Below are 24,132 nucleotides of genomic sequence, written 5' to 3'. Positions count from 1 at the left end.
AATCCACTAAATAAGCAGCTATTTGCTATTTTTAATAGGGATAGCTGCTTTTATATTTGTGTGATTAATCAGTATTTATACCATGAAAAAAGTACTATACTTAGTTTCAATATTCTGTTTGTGTGGAAATGTGTTGTTTTAGAAATGATCATGTTTAAAATGCTAGTTATATGATAAATAGGAGATTTTTGTTTGTATTAGTGTTGTTAGGGGTGTTTATAAATACATTTGCAACCATTAAAGAAGTATTTAATTTTAATTTTGGAAAGAGTGGTAATGTTAGTTTTACGGCTGCACCTTCTCAGATAAAATCCCAGACAGGAGAAGATATTCTGTCTGTTCAGGGAGCACCATTGATTTATATGGATGCACCGGAATCCCATCGAATGAAGGGAGAAGGCTGTATCTTTTTTAAGACGCAACAAGACTGGTATGAAAATAAAGAGATAGCCTATCCCCAAAATGGTAATATTTTGTTTGAAGTATGGGCGCGGCCTCGGTTGGTGGATCATGGTGATCAGCATCAAAGTCATGTACATGTGATAGCTGCTATCGGATCGGGAGAAGGAGGATATACTTTTGCACAAGTGGGAAAGAATCTGCAGGTATATAGTTCGAAAAAAGGAAGTGTTACGTTGGCACCTATTGTTCCGGAAGTTTGGGTACATATTGCAGTAAAACAGGAAAATGGTAAAGCTGTGTTTTTTCTAAATGGTGAAGAGAAAGAGACTTTAGATGCTACCCCGATTATTATGCCGGGATTGTATGTAGGTGGGTCTGCAAAAGGAAATGTATTTCATGGAGACTTATACCAGGCGAGAGTTTCAACCTTCCAACCGGGTAAATTTGATGGGCTGTCGGATTTTGCAATTGATTATCAGGCACAGAAAGCAACATATACTCAGAATAAGCAGCATAGGAGACAGATAATAAAAATGTTTAATTCACTGAGCGGTAATGTGGTTCATACAAAAGAGTTGACAGAACGGCTTCAGGAGAAAGACTGGCTTATCCATGATTTGAAAGAACCTTGTCAACTGGTTGTGGAGAAATCGAAAGACGGTGAGACGGCCCGGATAAGAATTGAAAACGGTTTAGTAGACCGGACTTTCTATTATTCAGACAATCTGGCTTGTGTAGGTTATCGTAATCTGAGTAATGGCGCAGAATATTTGCGGGGAATCAAACCTGAAGCACGCATTATGATCGATAGCGTCTGGTATGAAGTCGGCGGGTTGAAAGGGCAACCTGAATACGCTTATTTATTGGATAGTTGGTATAAAGATTTATATAGCTCTCCCCGTTCTTTTCAATTTGATAAACTGGAAATTGGAGATATCGTCAAACGTTATGACTGGAAACCTAAATTTAATTCCATAACAACATCGTGGCCGGCAAAAGGCTTACATGTCAGTATGATTTATAAGCCGACAGGACAGATGCCGGAAGTAGAAAATATAACGGTAAAAGTGAATTATGAAATTTATGAAGGTCTTCCAACTGTCGCAAAATGGGTAGAAGTCATTAATAATTCGGATGAGGCAAAAGTCATTAATAAGATAGAAAGTGAAATTCTAGCGTTGTCACAGGATCAGTTCCGCCGTATTTATGCACAGTCCGATTATTCTTTTGCAATGGTAGGAGGTGCTCATACAGAAGCAGATATTGTGGATATGTGGACGAACGAGTATGTCCCGTTCAGCGGTTCTCCGGTTCGTCTGATAGATGATACGGATTATAACACCTGGGCCGGAGTGCGCAATGACGAAGAGATCTTGTTTGGTGGAAAAGCAACACGAAACCTGCTTGTCAGCAGTGTTCCGATGGGGCCCAATGTAGATGTAACGAAAACAGAGCCTTTCCAATCGTTCTGTACTTTCGAGTTATTGATGGATTCAGATGATTTGGAGCGGAACACATTAGGATGGCGCCGGGTATATCGGAAACTGGCCCCTCAAACCACTGAATCGCTTTTATGTGGAGGCATCACAAGCAATGATCCGATAAAACTAAAAGGATTTATCGATCAAATGGCAGAAGTAGGGATGGAACGTTTGGATGTAATGGCCTGGCCCGGTATTCAGTACGACAAGCTGGATGCGGAATATGTAAATATGTGGAAAGACATCGCTTCCTATGCCAAAGAACGTGGTATTATCACCGGGGGATATGAATTGATGGTGGCAAGTAGAGGACGTGGGGAAAAGTATGACTGCATTGATCCGAAGACAAATAAACCCGGTTGTAATTTCGGACAGAGTGTTTGTCTGGCATCTGAATGGAAAGATGTCTTCTTCCCTAAATTCTGGGAATTTAAAGAAAAGACAGGCTTGGATGTATACCCTATTGATGGTCCGTATCATGGAGATGCCTGTGCTTCAAAAAATCACCCTCACCATAAAGGATTGGAAGATTCTCAATGGAAACAATGGAGTATCATGCGCGATTTTACACGCGAAATGCAAAATAAAGGTATGTTTGTACTGATGCCGGATAATTATTTCTGGCATGGTTCGACGGCTACGGGGATGGGATACCGTGAAGCTGCAAGTAACCTGACACTTTCCCAACAGATGTTGTTAGGGCGTCAATACATATATGATGGCACCCGTACAAAACTTCCAACGATGGGATGGATGACTTTGCAGTTGGTCGGATTTTATTCCAATGATCCTAAAATCGGCTTGGAACCTCTGTGCGACAACCTGGATAAATATGAAGCCAATCTGATTCAATTGTTGGGTAGTGGCTGTCAGTTGACTATCCGCGGCAACCGTTTATATGATACACCGGAGACAAAGCAATTATTGTCTAAATATATTGATTGGTTCAAGAAATATCGCGACATCCTGACTTCTGATATTATTCACGTAAGTCGTCCGACCGGGCGTGACCTGGATTGTATCATGCACGTAAATCCTTTTATTCAACATAAGGGTATGGTAATTGTCTTTAATCCGACAGATCGTGACATAACCAAAGAAATGCGACTTCCGCTTTATTATTCAGGCTTAAAAGATAAAGCGACAGTTGTGGCATCGGATGGGACCAGCTCAGAGTATATGTTGGATCAAAAAGGAAATCTGCTGCTCCCGGTATCGATAAAAGCACAGGGAGCATCGTGGTTTTTGATTGAAGAATAGAAAGTAGAAATTGAAAGAAATGAAAGCATGAAAATTAATAGTTTGACATTATTGATATCTTTATCGATTACTTTGATATCCACAGCTGTGGTGGCGCAAGACAACTTAAAAGGAAGTTGGATACCGGATACGGAACAGACTGGTGATTTTAAACAGATAACCGCCTTCCTGAAATCACTCGGCGGTAGTTTCCAGCCGATGTTGGTAAGCTACGACGGATCGGTCGTTCGCGAAAAAGCAGTTTTCAATCAAGGGAAAGCAACTCTGCACACTTCGGAATGGAGTTGCGATCTGAAACCAGTAAAACCCAATCGAGATGTATTGGATTTGGAGATCTGTTTTAATGTGGATAAAGGCGAATTACAATCCGGAGGCGTTGCCGTCGCTTTTGATTTCAAAGACTGGAGTCGGGATAATTTTGTATTGATACCGGCGTATGTGTACAATGGCAATCGTTTCAATGTAGAAACAAATGGTTACTGCTCTCCTTATCCGAAACATTATCTGTATAATAAAGAAGTCCCGACCCAGTTGTTTGCCAATAATCCACGGTTGGCTTTGGCGAAGAACATACCGGGAAAGATAGAGGGACTTACCGGGAATGCCTCTACGTCCGCTATGTGTTTCTTCTCCCCATCCAAAAAGCGGGCATTCATCCTGTTGTTTGAACAACGTTCAGAATTTGGCGATCATGGAATATTTGTAGAAGAGAATGCGGCGCAAAACGAGGCTTCATTTGTCGTGAGCGCACCGGGCGTACGTGAATTGCGTGCCGGGTTCGGCGACTTTTCTCCAAGTGGCGATAAGGGAACTGATTGGAAGTCTGGAGACAAGATAAACCTAAAATTTCGCGTGTATAGCTTCAAGGCTAATAGCAAGCAGGATTTATATGAGCGGTTTATGGATGAACGTAAGGCATTGGTCGGCCCGAACCATCCAAGGAATCTGACACCTTTTAGCAAGACGTTGGAACTTACGGCAGTGTATAAAAACAAGAACCGTTGGGCGGAATTACCTTTCGGCCATTTTTACCGTACCGGAAATGGGGATGGTTATTTGGTCGGATGGGTAGGAGGATTGATGGACACATACGCTCTTTTAGCCATGAACGATCCTTTGTCGCGCGAACGGGTTCTTACGACCTGCGACTTTGCGTTCGGGAAATACCAAAGTAAAAGCGGATATTTTTATGGTCCGAATAATGAAAAGGGTGAAATACCTACTTTTGAACGCGAAGAGTTACCCAACTCTTCTTTGGTTCGCAGGAATGCCGATGTCTTGTTCTGGTCGATAAAACATTTCGAGTTATTAAAACAACAAGGGTATGGAGACCAGATAAAACCGGAATGGGAAAAAGCGATCCATAAACTGGCTATGGCTTTTGTGAATACTTGGAAAAAGTGTGGAGAATTCGGGAACTATGTAAATACGGAAACCGGGGATGTGATTATCTACCATTCTGCTTCAGGAGCTATGGTTCCAGCCGGTTTGGTCATGGCAAGCCGTTATTTCAATGAGCCCAAATTCTTAGAGGTAGCCAAAGAATCGGCCCAATTTATGTATGATAGAGAAATTGTCGGTTTGGGATTTACTTCCGGTGCTTGCGGTGATATCATGCGGGATGCCGATTCAGAGTCGAACTTCGCTTTTACTGAGTCGTTGATGGCGTTGTATTATGCCACTTCCGATAAACAATGGCTGGATATGGCTCGTAATGTAGCCAATATAGCCGCTACATGGACACTTTCATACGATTACCAATTCCCCGTAAACTCTACCATTAGCAAGTTAGGCGGCCATGTGGCCGGTGCGGTATGGGCCAGTACCCAAAACAAACATGCGGCGCCCGGCGTGTGTACGATGTCGGCAGACCATTTGTTTAAGATTTACCGGGCAACAGGCGATCGGCGGTATGCGGATTTGCTTCGGGATATAAACCATACACATGCGGAAGTCATGGAAACACCGGGAAGACCTACCACTGGCATGGGACCGGGCTCTTCGATGGAACGTATCCAGGCAACAGATGCCGATGGCAAAGGAGCTGTCGGTGTTATCCTTCATACATCCAATGGCTGGACGGAAGGGAATGGTATGTTGATGGGTATCGAAATTCCGGGTATTTACCTCCGGACGGACAAAGATGAAATGTATGTATTCGATCATGTGGATGCCAAAGTAGTCAAACGTGATAAGTCGGGTATAACTTTGGAGATCACCAATCCGACGCGGTTTGATGCCTCTGTAAGTATTTTTGCGGAAGCATCGAAAGAAGCAAAGAAGCCGTTAGGATACCATAACTTCCTTGGTTGGAAAAAGGTTGACATAAAATCGGGTGAAACCGTGCAATGTATGTTGCCTTGTCAATAAAACAGAGTTTCTCATTTAAATAAACATAGTTTTATGCTTAAGAAAATATTGTTTTTTGTAATAACCTTGCTGGTTACCGGATGTACGTCCAAAGGGTCTTGGAATTTCAAGACCGATTATTTTGAAATAGAAGTCAATGACAAAGGGTATATCACTTCGATGCAAAACACGACGGTATCTCCTTGCCGGGAGTTCGCGATCGAGGATAAACCATCTCCTGTCTTGTCATTATATAATAGTGAGGAAAAGGAATATTATTATCCTTCCCATGCGGTATTCAACAGTCAGACAAACATTCTGACAGTAGATTATCCAAATGGTTCGGTAGCAGAAATTGCGATGGAGCCGAAAGGGAAATATATAAAGATGACTTTGCTGGATTTATCACCTCGGAATGGAGTGGACGATGTACAGTGGGGGCGTTATAATACGAATATAACCAATTTGTTCGGAGATATTATTGGTGTGGCACGTGATACGAGTGCCACTGTCAATTATGCGATAGGTGTATTGGCTCTCGACGATAATACGATTGGCGGCAGTTCGGATGTGGAAGGCGATGCCGGTCCTACACAGTATGTGGTCCATAGTCCGGATCCGAAGCTCTATCCGTTGCCGGACAACTTGCATGAAGGACAGGAAATTCCTTTAGGTGGAGATGGCATCAGCGATGTGGCTTTCTTCGCCTATAAGGAACCTTACTATCGTTTTGTTGCGGCAAATACGGCTATGGTGGACGAACAAGGTCGTGTTTTCATACAGTATCATTCCCGTAACCGGACGCTTCCGAGGGAGGTCTGTTACTCGTTGCTTCCTAACAAAATAAACAATGAGCCGAACCATATTGAGGTGGAACCGATACCCGAAGTGGATTTCATAGGATCTTCCGTGGCTCTTTGGGGAAGCCCGGATGATATCGCTTTGATGGATGTGATTCAAAACATTGTATTGTCGGAAGGATTGCCTTATCCAACAGTGAATGGTAAATGGGTAAAAGATCCGACAGCCTTTGTACCCGATGTCATTTGTTATGGGAATCAGTATGATAGTATCATTTCTTACGCCGATCGGTTGGGTTTTAAAGCGATCAGTGCTTATGATCTAGGTTTCGTAAGACCGGATAGAAATGTGGGAGGTTATATAGATGGAAAAGATTTTTCTAAGAAACCTTTTACCTGTGCAGGCGGGAATATGTCACATAAAGAGTTTACGGATAAAGCAAAAGAAAAGAATATCTTGGTTGGTCGTGCCAATATAACGAATGCGTTGGCACCAGGCACTAAAGATGCAAGCCCTGTGCCTAGCGATAGCCTGTGTTACCAGCAAAAACGGGTGCTGAAGAATAATCTGTCAGCCACAGATACAATCATCATTGTGGATGATCCGAAGTACTTGGAAGAAATAGCCAGCTGGGAAGGGCATTGTAAAAACTTAAACATGGTAAAAATAGGGAAAGAACTGATCCATTATCTAGGTGTTTCGGATACAGAACCATACAGGCTGTTGAACGTAACCCGTGGTTATTGGAATACGGAAGCAAGCAGTCATTCAGCCAATGACACTATTTATAAGTTACAGGTTACGTTGAATTACGGTTATGACGGAGTGATTCCTAATATGGCTCTTCAGGATGAAATAGCTGAGGTATATGCGGAAATAGCGTCAGTCAATGGTATCCGTTATTACGATTTTGATGGTTTTGAGTTTCTTTGGAACAGCGGTCATGGTTATTATTCTACAAAACGCTTTTTGCGGAAAATGTTTGAACATGCCAAAGAACTGGGAGTGGATTACATCCGTTTCACCGGTGCAGGGTTCAACGAAGGTTCATGGCATTATCAAAGTATCAATAATGCCGGTGGCGGAAAAAATTTGTATGATACGGAATTGAGGGTATGGGGTAGTACCACCAGCCAGGGGAAGGATGCCCGAGACCAATGCTTTGCTAACTTCTTCCCGATCTCGTTCGGCTCAAATTTCCCGATAGTGGAAACATCTACAGTGGAGACATATGAGCACGTCGAAGCCATGTCGGTGGGTTGGGGAGTAACTTATGCTCTGAAGTTAAGCCAGAAAGACGTGGAAAGTTGTCCGCAAAAAGAGGCCATTTTTAAAGCAATACGCACCTGGGAAGATGCCCGCCGGGCAGATGCTTTCCCGAAAGAGATAAAAAAAATGCTTACCAACCCATCTTATGATTGGCGTTTGGAAGAGGGAGTGGAAAAGGATACTTGGGTATTGTATCGAATGATTGATGGGGAAAAGGCCCAATCGTATCCGTTAAAGAGATTTTAGAATATTATATTTGCCCTGTATATGTAGAAGATGCGAGAGGAGATTTGAAATAAGTATACAATATATTCAAATATGTAAATAGCTGTCTGGTTCGCGAGGATAGGGCAGTTTTAATCTTTAGCATTGATTTTCTTACCATAATCTGTTGTTTTTTTAATCATATCTGTTACCTTTGTTCCTGTGGGGAATGTTTTAGAAGCCATGGCGTTGACTTCCTTCCGTTATAATTATGGAAAAAAGGTATTTTAAAGTTTTATTTCAGTTTGCATAAATTATCCCCGGTTCTAATTTCGGCTGAGATAGTAATATCACATTCTTTATATTTTGACTTAACTAAACTATTTACGTTATGATGAGTATGTTAACTAGATTACGCGATTATGCAAAACTTCTTTTTACCCGAGAACAGAAGCTTTGTCTTGTAAATAATGCATTTACAGCTCCTGACGCAACGTTGCAGGAAGAAGTTCTTATTGTCTCTCCAACACCCGAAGAACAACCTTCCGTGCCTGAGCAACAACGTGTAGAAGCACAGCCACAACCTGTATCTTCCAAAAAATATGTGACTGAAAAAGATGTTGTATATGAATCATTTAAAAAGCTCACTCCGGAATATCTGTTTATTATAACGGAAATGCGCAACTTGCTTAACTCTGAGAACAAAAAATTCGTATTCCATGCGTTGGCAACCCATATAAGTATTAAAAAGGTGGCAAAACATCTGAAAATTACACAACGCAAAGTAAAGATCATATTTCAGGAAGCCTTGGTGGATATCGGCATTCAGACCGGATTTATTAGGAGTTATCTGGATGAGAGCGAAAAGAAAGATAAGGAAATCAGGGAACTGAAATCGAAGATTATATCATTGAATGCCAGAATAAATAAACTGCAGGATGAGCAAGCCTTGCGAATGAAGTTTGCCGGAGAAAAGATTTCATTAGAGAACCAGCAACTTTTGCTGAAGAAGCCATTGACTGTCTCTCTTGATTTGGATACAAGGACCTATAATGCCTTAAGAGATAATCATATAGATACGTTGGAAGATTTAGTGAGATATATTTTAGAAAATAAAGAGATAGAAAGGTTGAAAACATTACATAACTTTGGAGAAGTCTCGTTTAAGAGGTTGAAAAGCGAATTGTTCAAAAAAGGAATAATGGATGTCAACGGGCATTGCGAACTTTTACGATATGTGACGGTTTCCAAGAAATAACTGTGATCCGGTTGTTTATAACTTTGTGGTTCATGTATTGGCAAATACTATTTGTAATAATAATAATAGGTTTATATTTGTACTGGATTAGAATATGTTACTCGGTGAAAATAATTATCTCTTGTCAAATATGTTAACCTGATAGTTATTAAATGAGGAGAATTGCAGTATAAACATGGATAGTGAACTTTTATATCGTCTGAAGGAGGGAGACAGGGATGCTTTTAATACTGTCTACTGGCGGTACAGTCCGAAGGTATACAACACCGTTCTGTATTTGCTGAATGACGCAGATTTGGCTGAAGATGTCGTTCAGGAACTCTTCCTGACTATTTGGGAAAAGCATGGAAATATATTACCTGAGCTTAACTTTGAAGCCTATATCTCGACCATCGCCCGTAATTTAGCCTATAAATATGTGGAAGAAGCTCTTCATAAAAACCTTCCGGTGGAAGAAATCAGGGATGCGAAACTGATCTCCAGCTCGGAAGAAGATGCGATTGAGGCCGATTCGTTGCGGGAATATATTTTCAATGTCATCTCTTCCTTTCCGGAAATGCGGCGGAAAGTATTTATCATGAGCCGTTTTGAAAACTTGTCGCATGCAGAAATTGCGAAAAAACTATCCTTGTCTGAACGTACGGTAGAAGCACATATCTATCAGGCCCTGAAAGAACTTCGCAAAGTGCTTGGAAATAAAGCGGTCGTTTTTATCTTTATCTATCTTTCCTTATAAAACCGACTTCCCTCTTTTCTGAATATTCCTTGTCTTTAAGTAGAGCTTATTTGTGAACTAAAGTTAAAAATTAGCCTGTTTTATCTTTTGACTAAGTAGTAGGTATATTTATCCCACTATAATATATAAACGGATTAATAATGAGAATAGAATTACTTCACCGTCTGATAGCAGGTACGACTACCGAAGAAGAAAACCGGCAGTTGATGGAATGGTTCCGGCAGTGCGCATCCAAAGAGGAATTCTTCATGCTTTTTGAGACAGCATGGAAAGAGAGCCCGGATGAGATGCCCAGGGACGTACAGGAACGCATGTACCGCAGGTTGAGTCGGGAGTTGGATGGCGAGAAAAAGTCGGCCAAAGTCGTTCCGTTACGTTCGCGTTTCTTCTGGAAGGTTTGGCCACGGGTTGCAGTGGCTAGTATTATCATTGTTTTGAGTTTGCTCAATTACCGTATGAACGATAAACAAAAACAACTGTCGACACAGAATTTCACGGTATCGGCCGAAAAAGGGCAGCGGGCCTTCGTCACTTTGCCCGACAGCACGAAGGTATGGCTGAACTCCGATACGAAGATCAGTTACCCGGCTGATTACGGCATGAAAGAACGTAATGTGGCACTGGTGGGAGAGGCCTATTTCGAGGTTGCAAAGAATCCGGATAAACGTTTCATCGTGGAGGCAAAAGGCATGCAGGTGGAAGCTCTAGGGACAGCCTTTAATATAAATGCTTACAGAGATGATAGCAAAATTATCGCATCATTGTTTTCCGGCTCCGTACGGGTCAGCTATGACGACCATGTGGCAATCCTCAAACCGCATGAATCGGTTAAAGTGGATTTGTTGACCCATAGTTTTTCACAGTATGCAGATGAGAATATGCAGGACATAGCCCTTTGGCGGCAAAATGAAATTACATTCGACGGGGAGTCGCTGGAGGAGATTACCCGGATAATGAATCGCCTGTATAATACGACAATATACATAGAAGACGAATCGTTGAAGAAAGAATGCTATATAGGAACCATCCGGAATAACAGTCTTGAAAACTTTATCGACATTATTAACCTGACAACTTCGGTTATATATGAAAATAAAGGAGATACTGTATTCCTGAAAAAAAGGATTCCTTAGCAAGAGTTAACCATACAGGATATACTACTTGTCTAATCTAACAATATTGCCTATGGGAAAGGAGTAAAAGAATTAAAAAAGCGAGGTAACCCTTTACAGAGCTACCTCACACTACAGATTTTGCAGAAATCCCCTTAAGTTGATACAGCCGATCTAGGGAATCGACTGTTTTAACGGGCCTTTTCTGCTTACAAAGTTACAAACATTTATTTATCTACATCTTATTTCTAATCAAAAGAAAAATGAGTAACATGAAGCATTTATTTAAACAGATGGTTTTTCTGACATTATTGTTAACCTTTCCACTACTGGAAATTCATGCTCAGATAACCATACATATCAAAGACAAACCCGCTTCGGAGGTGGTGAAGCAAATTGAAAAGGTGAGCAAATACTGCTTTTTTTACAAGAAAGGACTATCTGGTATGACAAATCTAATAACCATTGAAGCAAATGATCAGGGTATTGAAGCTGTAATGGGACAGATTATAAAACAGGTTCCTATTTCTTATACTATTAAAGGAGAAAACCAGGTTGTACTTTCAGAATCCGGACTTTCTGATACAAATGCCGATAAAAAGAAGTCTATTGAGGGGATTGTGACGGATACGAATGATGAGCCTGTAATTGGAGCCAATATCGTAATAAAAGGCTCTTCTAAAGGAACAATAACAGACGTTGATGGTAAATTTGTATTAGAAGTTCCGGAGAATGCCGTTTTACAGGTGTCTTATATCGGTTATGAAGCCCAGGAATTGAAAATCGGGGATAAAACCGTACTGAATATTCGACTGCAAGAAGATACGCAGAACTTAGAAGAAGTTGTTGTTGTCGGTTACGGTACGCAAACGCGTTCTTCATTAACCAGTTCGATTACGGAAATCAAGGGAGATCAGTTAACCAATTTACCTGTAGCTAATATATCAAGAGCTATAGATTCGTATGTTCCCGGAGTAACAGCTTCTGCCACTTTGTCGGAAAAGCCGGGGAGTGCTCCGACATTGAGTATTCGTGGTGAAAATTCGATGAACAATAGTGCACCTCTTGTTCTAATAGATGGTATAGAAGGAAGTATGAACTCTATAAATTCAAATGATATAGCAAATATATCCGTATTGAAGGATGCAGCTTCTACTGCAATTTATGGAGCCCGGGCAGCAGGAGGAGTTATCTTGATAACAACAAAAACAGGAAATAAGAATCAGAAAATCAAAATTAATTATTCTGGCTCTTATTCTCATAGGGAAGCTACTCGTCTACCTGAAAAATTAGATGGCTACACTTATACACAATACCGTATTATTTCGGAAGAGGCATCAGGAAAAAGTTCTGCATTAAATCATCCTGATATATTGGCCGCTTTACAAGATCCGGCTGTTACAGAAATTCCGGCTCCTTCACGTCCTTTAACACATTTTATGGGGACATCAAGTGTGGATCATATAAAAGAAATGATGGGATCTGCAGGTATGCACGATCATTCACTTTCCATGAGTGGAGGAAATGATAAAGTATCTTTTTTATTGTCTGGAGCTTATTTACAGGAAGATGCTTTATATCGTTATGGAGATTTTGGTTTCCGTCGTTACAACTTCCGTTCGAATGTTGATTTCAAATTTACGGATAAGATATCTTTAGCTACTCGTGTCAGTTATTCGAATGCAAAAACGGATTCCCCTGTTAGAGGTTGGGATACAGAAATGCATCAAGCTTATATCACAGCACCTATGGATCCTGTTAAATGGAGCACAACAGGGCAATGGGGAGGAAATAATAGTGGAAATGTAATTCAGGACTTGGTCGAAGGCGGTCATAATATTGAGATTCAAGATCGTTTGGAAGTTTCTGCCAATTTAAAAATAGATATAGCTAAAGGGTTGATTTGGAATACTATTGCGGGGGGCTATTATTTAAATACGAACACGACTGAAGAATACAAGAGCATTTTTCGTTATTCTGTAAAACCGGATGTTGTTATTGGCAAAATGTATGATCCAAATAGTTTGATACGCGGAGAAACTCGGGCGTTTTATCGAAATGTCCAATCATATGTGAATTATGATTGGAATCCGAAAGAAAAGCATACCGTAAAGTTAATGGGAGGAGCTTCTTATGAAGATCAAAGTAAAGATTATTATTATGGTAAACGGGAAAGTTTCTTGAATAATGATTTAATGGGCTCCTTGAATTTGGGTTTGGGAGACCAATATAGTGGAGGTAATATTACAGAATGGGGAATTGCTTCTTTTTTTGGACGTTTAAATTATAATTACAATGAAAAATATTATTTAGAAGCGAGTTTTAGGGTAGATGGTTCCTCTCGTTTTGTCAAAGATAAACGATGGGGATTTTTCCCTTCTGTTTCCGCTTCCTGGCGTATAAGTGAAGAAGAATTTATGGAAGATTTTACTCTTCTTAGTGATTTGAAGTTGCGTGCTTCTTGGGGAAATACCGGAAATCAGAGTAGTATAGGCTTGTATGATTATATCGCACAGATGCATGTTGGTACCGATTATTACCCTTTGGGTGTTTCTAACACACAGGAAAAATTTATCTCTCAAACTGCGTTGTCTTCTAAAGAACGTACATGGGAAAAGGTTGAAGTAAAGAATGTAGCGTTGGATTTTGGCTTCTTGAAAAATCGTCTGACCGGAAGTTTCGAATATTACATAAAAGATAACAAAAACATGTTGGTCAATGTGGATGTACCTGCAGTAATAGGAATGAAAGTACCGACGTTTAACACTGGCGAACTTCGTGTTTGGGGATGGGAAGGAACGCTACGTTGGCAAGATCAAATAGGTAAGGATTTCTCGTATGGAGTTAATTTTACTATACAAGACTCTCATAATAAGATTACAAAATTCGATGGGTCTAAAAATATTATTAGTGGTACACAAAATATAGAGGGTTATCCTATCGGGTCTTATTTCGGGTATGAAACGGAAGGCTTGTTTCAATCGGATGATGAAGTTAAAAAACATGCCTTTCAACATTTAAACAATGCTGCAGGCGATGTAAAATATAAGGATCGTGATGAAAGTGGTAAGATTGATGCCGGGGACTTAACTTATTTGGGTAATATAAGACCTCGCTATGTGTACAACATAGGTGTAAATTTGAAATATAAAAGTTTTGATGTTGAAATGCTTTTTGACGGTGTCGGCAAAAAAATGGTGAACTTGAATACTAATTTAGGAGCTCCTGTCACATATGTACAGTTTAAAGGACAAGAAGATGCCTGGACTCCTGAAAACCCTAATGCCATGTGGCCACGTATGTATCAGAATGCCGAATGGAACTGGTGGATATCAGACCGTACGTTACATAATGCTGCTTATTTTTCAATGAAGAATTTGCAAGTCGGTTATACCTTGCCTCAAACATGGATGGAGAAAATCAAAGTGGAGCGGTTGCGTTTATATGCCAATGTGCGTAATCCGTTTATTATCGATAATTATGTGGAATATCTGGATCCCCGATTAAATGCTTACAATAATTATCCGGTTTTAAGAAGTTATACCATAGGATTGAATTTAACCTTTTAATTAAGTAAAGATGAGAAAGATTATATATTTATTTACGATATCTGTCGTCTATTCATTTTTTATATCTTGTGAACTGGATCGTTTACCGACAGACGCTGTCACGGATGAACAATTTTGGAAAACAGAGAGTGACTATAAGTTAGCGTGTAATGCTTTTTATGTTGATTTTCCTGGTTATACAACCAGAGATGTATATTCAGACATCGCTTATGCCGGGTCTCCCGACGATATTAGCTCCGGAAGTTATTTGCCGACTAACTCTTTTGGTCCTTGGAAAGAAGCTTATAAAAAAATAGCAATAGCTAATAAGGTTTTGGAAAATGCAGACGCAAATATATCTGGTTTGGAGACCGCTATAGTTGCTCGTTATGCAGGAGAGGCCTATTTCTTTCGAGCTTTGCAATACTATGATTTACTGCGTTCATATGGTGGAGTTCCGATTATCGAAAAATTATTGGACATTAATTCTGAGGAGTTATATGCTTCAAGAAATACAAGAGAAGAAGTGGCAAATTTTATTTTGCAAGATTTGGATTTGGCTATATCCGGTTTGCCAATGCCTTCGAAATTGAAAGATACGGAAATCGGTCGAATTACAAAAACGGCAGCTCTTACGTTAAAATCGAGAGTTGCCTTATATGAAGGTACACGTCAGAAATACAGAGAAAAAGGAGAATATCGGGGCTTGTTACAACAAGCGAAAGATGCAGCTTTGGAGGTGATCAAATCGAATGAACATCAATTGTATAAATCTGCATCCAATGATTTTGTGGCAAATTTTCAGGAATGTTTTACTTATGAAGGAGAGGGAAGCAAGGAAACTATATTGGCAAACCGTTATCAACGTCCCTGGCGTAAAAATAATAATTCGTATAATTTATGGAGATCTTCTAATAATACTCCGACACGTGCTATTGTAGATGCTTTTCTTTGTGAAGATGGTCTATCCATTGATAAGTCTAATCTTTTTGAAGGTTATAAGACACCTATCTCAGAGTTTCAAAGAAGGGATCCGAGAATGGTTGCCACATTATTGGTGCCGACAGTGGATGTCTCTCATGAAGAAAAGCCTTATACACCCTCATTTGGTAATGGTACAAGCATGACCGGCTATGTATGGAAAAAAATGGCAGTAAAAGAAGATGCCATTGCTCTTGAATCTGATTTGGATGCAATTATTATCCGATATGCCGAAACATTGCTGAATTATGCGGAAGCTTGTTATGAATTGGAAAATAAAATTTCTGATGATGATTTGAATATTTCGATTAATATGTTGAGAGAAAGAGTCGGTATGCCGCATTTAACGAATGCTTTTGTACAAGGAGATAATCCTATTTCTTTAAAACTTGACATGCAAGCTGAAATACGTCGTGAACGCTTGGTGGAATTAGCTAATGAAGGTTTTCGTTATGATGATTTGTTGCGTTGGGGGATTGCCCAAGATGTATTACCTCTGCCTTTGGTTGGCATCCCCGATTTAAGAGAATATTATCCTAAAGTGAACGAAAATGTTTGGAAAAAAGTAAAGAATGGCTTTTTGGAAGTACAACCGACTACTACACGTACCTTTGAAGATAAACATTATTTGTGGCCTATACCTTTGGTACAGATTGCATTAAATGAAAATCTGGAGCAAAATCCAGGTTGGTAAATTAAGTATTATAAGATTACATTAAAAGTATCTGGTATAAAGAACTCTTAATGTAATCTTGATTATCTAAATAAAACTATTTCACATGAAAATATTGTTATTGCTATTGTGCACTTTTCTAATAATTAGTTGTAATGATTCAAATTCGATAAATATCATTCGGTCTCCTGGTTTCACGACAGAGGTTGGAGTATCTATTGATTCTGATTCTCTTTTTATCGAACTATGTAACAATAAGGAAGAACTGATCAGTCCGTCTCCTGTGATTCTCTTTTTGAATGGAGAAATTCTTAAGTGGTCACTGATATCAGAGAAGTCTTTTGAGAAAAAAGATATCATCTCTATGCCTTACGGAGAATTTCAGTCGGTGTCACAAGAATATAAAGAAGCCATATTCAACTTGTCCTGCCGGACAAAATCCGGGCAAACGTATCCGGCGGAGTTATTCGTCCGTGCTTACTCTGAAGGCATGGCCTATCGTATGGTGTTGAATAACCTGCCAAAAGACAGCCGATTGTTGGAAAGAAGTGAATGGATTCCTGCAAATCCGGGAGGAAAATGTTTGGTACCCAATGGAGAGCGCATGCCGATAGGTCCATCTCCTATATCTGAGCTGAAATCAAGGTATACAACCCCCATAATATATGGGATGGATAATTGCAATCTGTCTTTTCATGAAGCCGATCTGCATAACTATCCGCAGTTGTTTTTATCTAAAGGTGCTGAAGGAAAATCAATAAAGATGGTACAAGATGAGGCTGTTTGTGAAGGGACTGTATATTTACCATGGCGCGTTGTTTTTACCGGTAAAAGCATTGCGGATTTATACAATCAAAAAAGTATATATTTAAGTTTAAATGAGGCTCCACAAGGAGATTTCAGTTGGGTTAAAGCCGGAATATCCATGTGGGACTGGCGTGTAAAAGGCTGTACCTTCGATGGTTTTACTTACGGGATGAATAATGAGAGTTTGAAGCGGTTTATTGATTTTTGTGCAGAAATGGGACTTGACTATTTTTTATTGGATGCGGAATGGTACGAAAAGCATAATCCGCTCAAACCTGTAGAAGGATTGGATATAAAAGAGGTGATCTCTTATGGAAATCAAAAAAATGTGGGTACATTGCTCTATTATGATATGAAATACAGTGATAAAGATTGTCCGGTTATCGATTTTGACACTGTCGCTTCAACCTATGCGGGTTATGGAGCAAAAGGGGTAAAATTTGGTTTTTTGGGAGCTTTTGGTCCTAAATATACATTACAGGAAAAGACTCAAAAAACGGAAGAGTTGATCCGAATTGCCTCCAAGTATAAACTTTTGATAGACTTTCATGATAACCCTATACCTTTTAGCGGTTTGGAACGAACCTATCCCAATTATATAAATCGTGAATATTGTCATGCACAATTAGACAGGCGGGAGGCTTTTTCACCTGAAGAGTTTGTCAAAATAGCGTGTATAAATCTTTTGGCCGGTCAAATGGATCAGACCAATGGTACATTTGCATTGAATGATATGAAATCTCGCCTGAAAGGCCCGCGTAATGAATATAACTCGACAGTAGCATCGGAAACTGCCCGTTTTTTTATCACCCATACAGGGCATTTGTCAGTATTGATAGATGCTCCGGAAGCATATAATGCAAAATCGGATTTGTTTGCTTTCATCCGTTCTTTGCCTGTTACATGGGATGAGACACGTTATCTGGAGATGGATTTTGATTCCCATGTTGCGGTAATTCGCCGTAAGGGGGAGGATTGGTTTTCCGGTGTGGTATATAATGAAAAAGGCGGAAAGCACAGAATGGAGTTGGACTTTCTTGAACCTGATGTAAAATATGAAGCAACTATTTTTAGTGATTCTCCGAGTACTCATTATATAAAAAATAAGGAAGCATATTTGGTAAAAAAAGAGATTGTTCAATCCGATAAAGTATTGGAAACGACTGTAGCTCCCGGAGGAGGATACACTATTATATTTAGAAAACAAAACTAGATAAGATGAAAAAGGAATTATTGAATATAGGCTGCATTTTTATTTCACTGTTTTTGATTTTCACCAATTGCTCTTCTAAAAAGAATGTGTTGATAATAGGAGATTCTATTTCCCTAGGTTATACTCCTTTTGTGGAAACATCTTTGGCTGAAGAGGCGAATGTCGTTCATAATTATAAGAATGCCAAATTTACTCAATACGGATTGGATAGTATTTACAATTGGTTAGGAGAAACGAAGTGGGATGTGATTCATTTTAATTTCGGACTACATGACCTGTGTTATAGAAGCAATCCTACAAATCGTGATAAAATAAAGGGACATCAGACTACTCCCCTTGATATATATGAAAGGAATATGGAAAAGCTCATTGTTATTTTAAAAGAAACTGGGGCTGAACTTATTTTTGCAACAACGACAATGGTTCCTTCTGAGGAACCGGGGCGATATGCGGAGGATGTTGTTAAATATAACCGGACAGCTAAAGAACTCATGCGGAAGTATAATATTCCTGTAAATGACTTGTATCAGCTATCTTTAGACGTACACCCCAAATATGGTAAGGGGAATAACGACGTGCATTATAGCAAAGAGGGCTATGAGCTACTGTCAAAGCCGGTTATTGAAATGATTAAAAGTAAATTTTAACGGAAAGGAGACTTGATTATGTATTTAGAAGGAAAGAAACTGCAAACTTGTATATGTTTATTGAGCTGCTTTTTACCCATAATAGTTCATGCCGAGAAAAAGCAAAATGTGATTTTTTTATTGGCTGATGATTTGGGTTGGGTTGATTTAAGCTGTAATGGAAGTGCTTTTTATGAAACTCCTAATATAGACCGATTAGCTCAAAAGGGAGTATTCTTTAAAAATGCTTATGCAGCCTCCCCGGTCAGTTCTCCGGCAAGAGGGGCTATAATGACAGGAAAATATCCGTCTCGTACCGGTTATACCGGTTTGTTGGGGCAGTGGGGAAAACCCTCATTAGGCAAACTCATTGATGCTGATTTTGCTCCAAATATCTCAACGGAGGAATTTACAATGGCTGAAGCTTTTCAAGAGAATGGTTATAAAACAATCCATATTGGGAAATGGCATTTGGGAGAAAGTGAAGAAACATTACCTTTGTCTCAAGGTTTTGATGTTAATATTACCGGTTTTGAAGAAGGTGAGTGGGAAGCTCAAAGATTTAATGAAAGAGGTGAGTTTATTACTGATGTCCTTACAGATAAGGCCTTAAATGCTATTAAGGAAAACAGAAATGAATCATTTTTTTTGAATTTATGGTATTATGCAGTACATACTCCTATAAAGGCTAAGAAAAAAGATATTGATTATTTTAAAGAAAAAGCAAAACGGTTGGGACTTGACACTATCAATGCCATTGAAACCGGAGATCCTTTTCCTGCAATTCCATGGTTCTTACAAAAAAAAGGAGATAATCGGAATGGTACTCAAAGGCGTATGTTTCAATCTGATCCGGTTTATGCAGCTTTTTTGTATTGTTTAGACCAAAACATAGGAAGAATAATACAACTGCTGAATGATTTGAAGCTGAGTGAGCATACAACAATTGTTTTTTATTCAGATAATGGCGGATTGTCAACATCTGAAGGTTCACCAACTTGTAATGCACCGCTAAAAGATGGGAAAGGCTGGGATTCAGAGGGAGGAGTGAGAGTTCCTTTAATTATATATACACCTAAGGTAAAAACAGAAAAACATGTTTGTGACTGTCCGGTTGTGGGGACAGACCTTTATCCAACCTTATTGGATTTGTGCGGATTGCCACTGTATGAGGAACAACATATTGACGGGGTTAGTATATTACCTTTGTTAGAGGGGAAGGTTGTTAGAAGAGATCCTATTTACTGGCACTCTCCTCATTATTTCAATCAAGGAGGATATCCATTCAGTGCAATTATGGATGGAGATTGGAAATATATTTATCGTTATGATTTGGAAACATCTTATTTATATAATCTGAAAAAGGATATAGGGGAAAAGGATAATGTAATTCACAAGAATAAGAAGGAAGCGAATCGATTAAAAAGTCTTTTGACTACTTATCTAAAAGAAGTAAATGCTTTATATCCGAAAGAAAATCCAAACTATAAAAAGGAAGTAAAATATTCAGATAAAAATATAAGCAGCCCATTAAAATAATTTGGAGAAGATATTAAATAGGAATTAAAAAACTCTAACAGTATTAATCATGAATAAAAAGTTTATATTATTGCCTTTATTAGCAGCTGGTACGCTGAACATGTCGGCAAAAGACAAGCTGCCTAACATCATTTTTATCCTAGCTGACGATATGGGATACGGGGATGTTTCTTATCTGGATGCCAACTCCAAAATAAAGACGGAGAATCTGGATGGGATGGCACGCGAGGGAGTGGTTTTTACGGATGCACATTCAAGTTCGTCCGTTAGCACTCCTACCCGTTACGGTATCCTAACAGGACGTTACAACTGGCGTTCGACACTGAAGCAGAGCGTGTTGAATGGTTATTCCAAGGCTTTGATTGCTCCTGACCGAGAAACGATGGCCTCCATGCTGAAAAAACAGGGGTATACCACTGCCGGTATAGGCAAATGGCACTTGGGATGGGATTGGAATAATATCGATGCCGGGGTGGACAATGTCGATTTCAGCAAGCCTGTGGCGAACGGTCCGACTACGCGAGGATTTGATTATTATTACGGTTTCTGTGGTTCGCTGGACATGGCACCTTACGTTTATATAGAGAATGATATGCCAACCTCCCTCCCCGACAGGGTTACGGAAAACAAAGGGAAATACAGTTGGTGGCGTAAAGGGCCGACTGGAGCGGATTTTGTCCATGAAGACGTACTGCCTAACCTAATTAACCGTGCATGCAATTACGTAAAGGAAAAAGCCTCATCCGATCAGCCTTATTTCCTTTATTTGCCCCTACCGGCTCCACACACGCCGATTTTGCCGGTGAAAGAGTTTCAAGGGAAATCTGGTTTGGGAGATTATGGCGATTTTGTCCTGATGGTCGATGTCATGGTTGGTCGTGTATTGCAGGCCGTAAAAGAGTCGGGGGAAGATGAAAATACGATCGTCGTGTTCACTACCGACAACGGTTGTAGTCCGGCAGCCGGAATCAAAGAACTGATAGCTCAAGGGCATCACCCGAGTTCTATCTTCCGTGGTCATAAAGCGGATTTGTTTGATGGAGGACACCGAGTACCATGTATTATGCGTTGGCCCGGTGGTGCGAAACCGCATCAAGTGGATCAGACGATTTGTCTGACCGATTTTTATGCCACTTTTGCGGCTCTTAACGAATATACGCTCGATGACACCGAGGGGGAAGACAGCTATAATTTGTTGCCTGCCATCGCTTCGGAGGCTGAGGTCGCTCCGATCCGTGAGGCTACAGTTCACCATTCCATTGCCGGTCAATTTACTATCCGTCAGGGCGATTGGAAATTATTATTATCTCCAAGCTCCGGTGGGTGGAGTGCCCCGAAACCGAACGATTCGAAAGCATTGGCCTCTTTATCGCCGGTTCAGTTATACAATATGAAAACTGATCCTTCTGAACAAAAGAACGTGGAAGCTCAACATCCGGAAAAAGTGGCAGAACTTCGCTCCCTTTTGATCAAATATATAGAGGAAGGACGAAGTACTCCGGGGAAACCTCAAAAGAACGATGGAGAATACCCTTGGAAACAGTTGGATGATGTGTTTCACAAGAAATGACCATAGAATATTTAGATGAAAACACCCGTTGGCGGAATTAATTTAGTGCATACTTAATTCTGCCAATGGGCTTGTTGTTGATGAAGTTTACGTATTGCAGAATGGTAAGTGCACTAATTTTGCCGATGATTCTGGCAAACAAACCATTCGTTATTTTCGCATAGTTTCTGATGGCCAAGAACTGGTCTGTAAGTTGTGAGAATATTGTCTCAATCCTCTTTCTTGCCTTTGCAAACGGAATGAATGTCGGCTTCCAGTCCTTCTGGTTGAGCCGATACGGACACTCCAGTCTTATGTGTGCGGTTTCGAACAAGTCAAGCTGTACATCAGCTCCAATATACCCTTTGTCGCCATAGATGCTACAGTCGTGATAAGCATGTTTCACATCCTTCATATAATGGAGATCAGCCGTACTTGCCTTTGAGAGATCATAGGAATGGATAACTCCACATAACCAACAGAGAGCGTGTAACTTATAACCAAAATAATACGTGTTCTGCGAAGCGCAGAAACCGAAGTCTGGAGCTTGCGAGAAATCACCGGTACGTCCCATCTTGCATCGTTTCCCTCTTGCAACCCTACAGACCTCTATTGGCTTGGAGTCAACAAAGAATTGTTCCTCTCCACCATCCATTTCCATGGCAACCCTTTTGCGCAGTTCCTCACACAAGCCTGCAGTTTTCTTCCTGCGGTCATTGAACTGTCTCCTTGATATGAGATTGGGAATGCAGTCCTTGTACTCTTGCAATTTATAGTCGAACAACCACTTCTCACTATCAATGCTCTCTGTCTCTGCTGTCAGGGACAGTGCCACTACTTCCAAGTCAGAAAACTTAGGAACAGGACCACGGCGTGGAACATTACCCGATTCATTGACGAGATTTTCAGAGAATTGCTTGCATATCTCAAGTATTTTGACGAATTTTGCATAAAGGTTGTACATACGATGGTTTGAACTTAATGTTTTGATTGCCGCTAAGTTACTAAAAATCAACGATATGTGCAACTTTTTACTCATCTTTATCAACTTAAATTAATTCCGCCAACGGGTATGAAAACATTTTATATGAGAAGTGCTTGCTTTTTTCTTTTTCTGTTATTCTTAATAGAGAGCATAAGTGCTGGAAGTATCAGTCTGTCGCCTTATTTTCAATCAAATATGGTATTACAACAGGGAAAGCCGATTACGATTTGGGGAACCGCTTCTGTCGGAGAGAAGATACGGGCCGTTTTTGATGGAGAAACTGTTTTTTGTACAGCCGATAATAAAGGGGAATGGTCGCTGACTTTCAAAGCCCGTAAAGCCTCTTTTAATTCTAAACAGCTTCAAGTCGGAGACACGGTATTGCATAATATTCTGATCGGAGAAGTATGGATCTGCTCCGGTCAATCCAATATGGCAATGAAAACTTCTGCTTGCGATAAAGAAACATATGATATAAAAAAAGGAGAATATGCAAATATCCGCCTGCTTGCTTATTCAGGAATTCGTATTGTTGCGAACGAAGGCTACACGGAAAAGGAGCTGTTGCGATGTAACGTAAATGACTATTTCCGTTATACCTGGGAGGTCGCATCCAATGATAGATTCCAGGACTTTTCGGCGGTAGCTACTCATTTCGGCATACAGCTTCATGAAAAAGCAGAAGTCCCCCTGGGATTGATTTGTTGTGCGGTAGGAGGTTCAGCAATAAACAACTGGATACCGGAAGATATCTTGAAGCATCATCCGGTTACTCGTTCTTTATATGAGTCCGACTGGTTGTCAAATGAAGATGTATATGTAAATCATAGGAAAAGGTGTCAGAATGCATTTAAGAAAGTGTTACCGGAGAATAAAGCTTTTATCCCCGGTCAATTATCATACCGCTTCATAGCCGAGCCCGGATTTGCGTATGAGGCCTCTTTGGGGAAATTAGGAAGGCTTGGGGTCCGTGGTGTTTTGTGGTACCAGGGAGAATCGGATGCCTATAGCGATAGGTCGGTGATGGGTTATGAAGTCTTGTTTAAAATGCTGGTTGATAGCTGGCGTTTAAACTTTGATGATCCGGACCTGCCGTTTGTTATGATTCAGTTACCCCGGTTTAATTCACCTTATTGGCCTAAAATGAGAAACTTGCAGGAAAAACTATGCAGACAAATGCCCAATGTTCACTTGGTTGGAACAAGAGATTTGGGTGATGAGAAGGAAATCCATTATAAAGGGAAAAAAGTTGTGGGTGAACGTGCTGCATCAATCGTGTTGAACAAAGTATACAAGTAAATTTATAACTATCATGATAAACATTTCAATAAGACTGAGT

General features: G+C 40.0%; 14 protein-coding genes. 13 read left to right on the top strand and 1 reads right to left on the bottom strand.

The window, feature by feature from the left end:
- Positions 1–170 precede the first annotated feature (170 nt).
- The 12 genes from NBH15_RS15920 (at position 171) to NBH15_RS15865 (ending at position 21,829) form a co-directional block, all read left to right on the top strand.
- The gene (locus tag NBH15_RS15920) at positions 171–3,143 is read left to right on the top strand and encodes a LamG-like jellyroll fold domain-containing protein (protein WP_128134494.1); all 2,973 of its coding nucleotides are present in this window, start codon (positions 171–173) and stop codon (positions 3,141–3,143) included.
- A 27-nt stretch (positions 3,144–3,170) separates the two neighbouring features.
- A complete protein-coding gene (locus NBH15_RS15915) occupies positions 3,171–5,513 on the top strand; it encodes a YyaL domain-containing protein (RefSeq protein WP_250823035.1) in 2,343 nt (780 codons plus the stop codon).
- A 33-nt stretch (positions 5,514–5,546) separates the two neighbouring features.
- Complete coding sequence (locus NBH15_RS15910) at positions 5,547–7,808, top strand: hypothetical protein (RefSeq protein WP_250823034.1); 2,262 nt, start codon at positions 5,547–5,549, stop codon at positions 7,806–7,808.
- A 349-nt stretch (positions 7,809–8,157) separates the two neighbouring features.
- Positions 8,158–9,024: a DNA-directed RNA polymerase subunit alpha C-terminal domain-containing protein gene (locus NBH15_RS15905; protein WP_128134492.1), complete on the top strand. Its 867-nt coding sequence runs from the start codon at positions 8,158–8,160 to the stop codon at positions 9,022–9,024.
- 175 nt (positions 9,025–9,199) lie between these two features.
- A complete protein-coding gene (locus NBH15_RS15900) occupies positions 9,200–9,760 on the top strand; it encodes an RNA polymerase sigma factor (protein WP_250823033.1) in 561 nt (186 codons plus the stop codon).
- A 140-nt stretch (positions 9,761–9,900) separates the two neighbouring features.
- On the top strand, positions 9,901–10,893 hold the full coding sequence (locus NBH15_RS15895) for a FecR family protein (protein WP_250823032.1): 993 nt from the start codon (positions 9,901–9,903) through the stop codon (positions 10,891–10,893).
- 251 nt (positions 10,894–11,144) lie between these two features.
- Positions 11,145–14,441 (top strand): SusC/RagA family TonB-linked outer membrane protein, encoded by a 3,297-nt coding sequence (locus NBH15_RS15890; RefSeq protein WP_250823031.1) that lies wholly within the window; start codon positions 11,145–11,147, stop codon positions 14,439–14,441.
- Between the two features lie 10 nt (positions 14,442–14,451).
- A complete protein-coding gene (locus NBH15_RS15885) occupies positions 14,452–16,095 on the top strand; it encodes a RagB/SusD family nutrient uptake outer membrane protein (RefSeq protein WP_250823030.1) in 1,644 nt (547 codons plus the stop codon).
- Between the two features lie 85 nt (positions 16,096–16,180).
- Positions 16,181–18,094 carry a glycoside hydrolase family 97 protein gene (locus NBH15_RS15880; RefSeq protein WP_250823029.1) on the top strand — a complete coding sequence of 638 codons (1,914 nt, stop codon included), beginning with the start codon at positions 16,181–16,183 and terminating at the stop codon, positions 18,092–18,094.
- Positions 18,095–18,099: 5 nt separating this feature from the next.
- On the top strand, positions 18,100–18,741 hold the full coding sequence (locus tag NBH15_RS15875; protein WP_128135718.1) for an SGNH/GDSL hydrolase family protein: 642 nt from the start codon (positions 18,100–18,102) through the stop codon (positions 18,739–18,741).
- A gap of 18 nt (positions 18,742–18,759) precedes the next feature.
- A complete protein-coding gene (locus NBH15_RS15870; RefSeq protein ID WP_244050517.1) occupies positions 18,760–20,259 on the top strand; it encodes a sulfatase in 1,500 nt (499 codons plus the stop codon).
- A 49-nt stretch (positions 20,260–20,308) separates the two neighbouring features.
- Positions 20,309–21,829 (top strand): sulfatase family protein, encoded by a 1,521-nt coding sequence (locus tag NBH15_RS15865; RefSeq protein WP_250823028.1) that lies wholly within the window; start codon positions 20,309–20,311, stop codon positions 21,827–21,829.
- Positions 21,830–21,866: 37 nt separating this feature from the next.
- On the opposite strand, the gene NBH15_RS15860 is transcribed toward NBH15_RS15865, so the two are convergent.
- Complete coding sequence (locus NBH15_RS15860) at positions 21,867–22,847, bottom strand: IS982 family transposase (protein ID WP_250823027.1); 981 nt, start codon at positions 22,845–22,847, stop codon at positions 21,867–21,869.
- A gap of 141 nt (positions 22,848–22,988) precedes the next feature.
- Between NBH15_RS15860 and NBH15_RS15855 the strand changes: the two genes are divergently transcribed.
- A complete protein-coding gene (locus NBH15_RS15855) occupies positions 22,989–24,092 on the top strand; it encodes a sialate O-acetylesterase (protein WP_250823026.1) in 1,104 nt (367 codons plus the stop codon).
- Positions 24,093–24,132 lie beyond the last annotated feature (40 nt).

It is taken from the genome of Parabacteroides caeci (assembly GCF_023656795.1).
Lineage (GTDB): Bacteria > Bacteroidota > Bacteroidia > Bacteroidales > Tannerellaceae > Parabacteroides > Parabacteroides segnis.
The sequence above is the reverse complement of the archived record's forward strand: the minus strand, read 5'-3'. Positions and strand labels throughout refer to the sequence as shown.

Excerpts from the sequence above, each read along its gene's own strand:
- NBH15_RS15920 (WP_128134494.1), top strand. The coding sequence starts at position 171 with ATGATAAATAGGAGATTTTTGTTTGTATTAGTGTTGTTAGGGGTGTTT.
- NBH15_RS15915 (WP_250823035.1), top strand. The coding sequence starts at position 3,171 with ATGAAAATTAATAGTTTGACATTATTGATATCTTTATCGATTACTTTG.
- NBH15_RS15910 (WP_250823034.1), top strand. The coding sequence starts at position 5,547 with ATGCTTAAGAAAATATTGTTTTTTGTAATAACCTTGCTGGTTACCGGA.
- NBH15_RS15905 (WP_128134492.1), top strand. The coding sequence starts at position 8,158 with ATGATGAGTATGTTAACTAGATTACGCGATTATGCAAAACTTCTTTTT.
- NBH15_RS15900 (WP_250823033.1), top strand. The coding sequence starts at position 9,200 with ATGGATAGTGAACTTTTATATCGTCTGAAGGAGGGAGACAGGGATGCT.
- NBH15_RS15895 (WP_250823032.1), top strand. The coding sequence starts at position 9,901 with ATGAGAATAGAATTACTTCACCGTCTGATAGCAGGTACGACTACCGAA.
- NBH15_RS15890 (WP_250823031.1), top strand. The coding sequence starts at position 11,145 with ATGAAGCATTTATTTAAACAGATGGTTTTTCTGACATTATTGTTAACC.
- NBH15_RS15885 (WP_250823030.1), top strand. The coding sequence starts at position 14,452 with ATGAGAAAGATTATATATTTATTTACGATATCTGTCGTCTATTCATTT.
- NBH15_RS15880 (WP_250823029.1), top strand. The coding sequence starts at position 16,181 with ATGAAAATATTGTTATTGCTATTGTGCACTTTTCTAATAATTAGTTGT.
- NBH15_RS15875 (WP_128135718.1), top strand. The coding sequence starts at position 18,100 with ATGAAAAAGGAATTATTGAATATAGGCTGCATTTTTATTTCACTGTTT.
- NBH15_RS15870 (WP_244050517.1), top strand. The coding sequence starts at position 18,760 with ATGTATTTAGAAGGAAAGAAACTGCAAACTTGTATATGTTTATTGAGC.
- NBH15_RS15865 (WP_250823028.1), top strand. The coding sequence starts at position 20,309 with ATGAATAAAAAGTTTATATTATTGCCTTTATTAGCAGCTGGTACGCTG.
- NBH15_RS15860 (WP_250823027.1), bottom strand. The coding sequence starts at position 22,847 with ATGAGTAAAAAGTTGCACATATCGTTGATTTTTAGTAACTTAGCGGCA.
- NBH15_RS15855 (WP_250823026.1), top strand. The coding sequence starts at position 22,989 with ATGGTATTACAACAGGGAAAGCCGATTACGATTTGGGGAACCGCTTCT.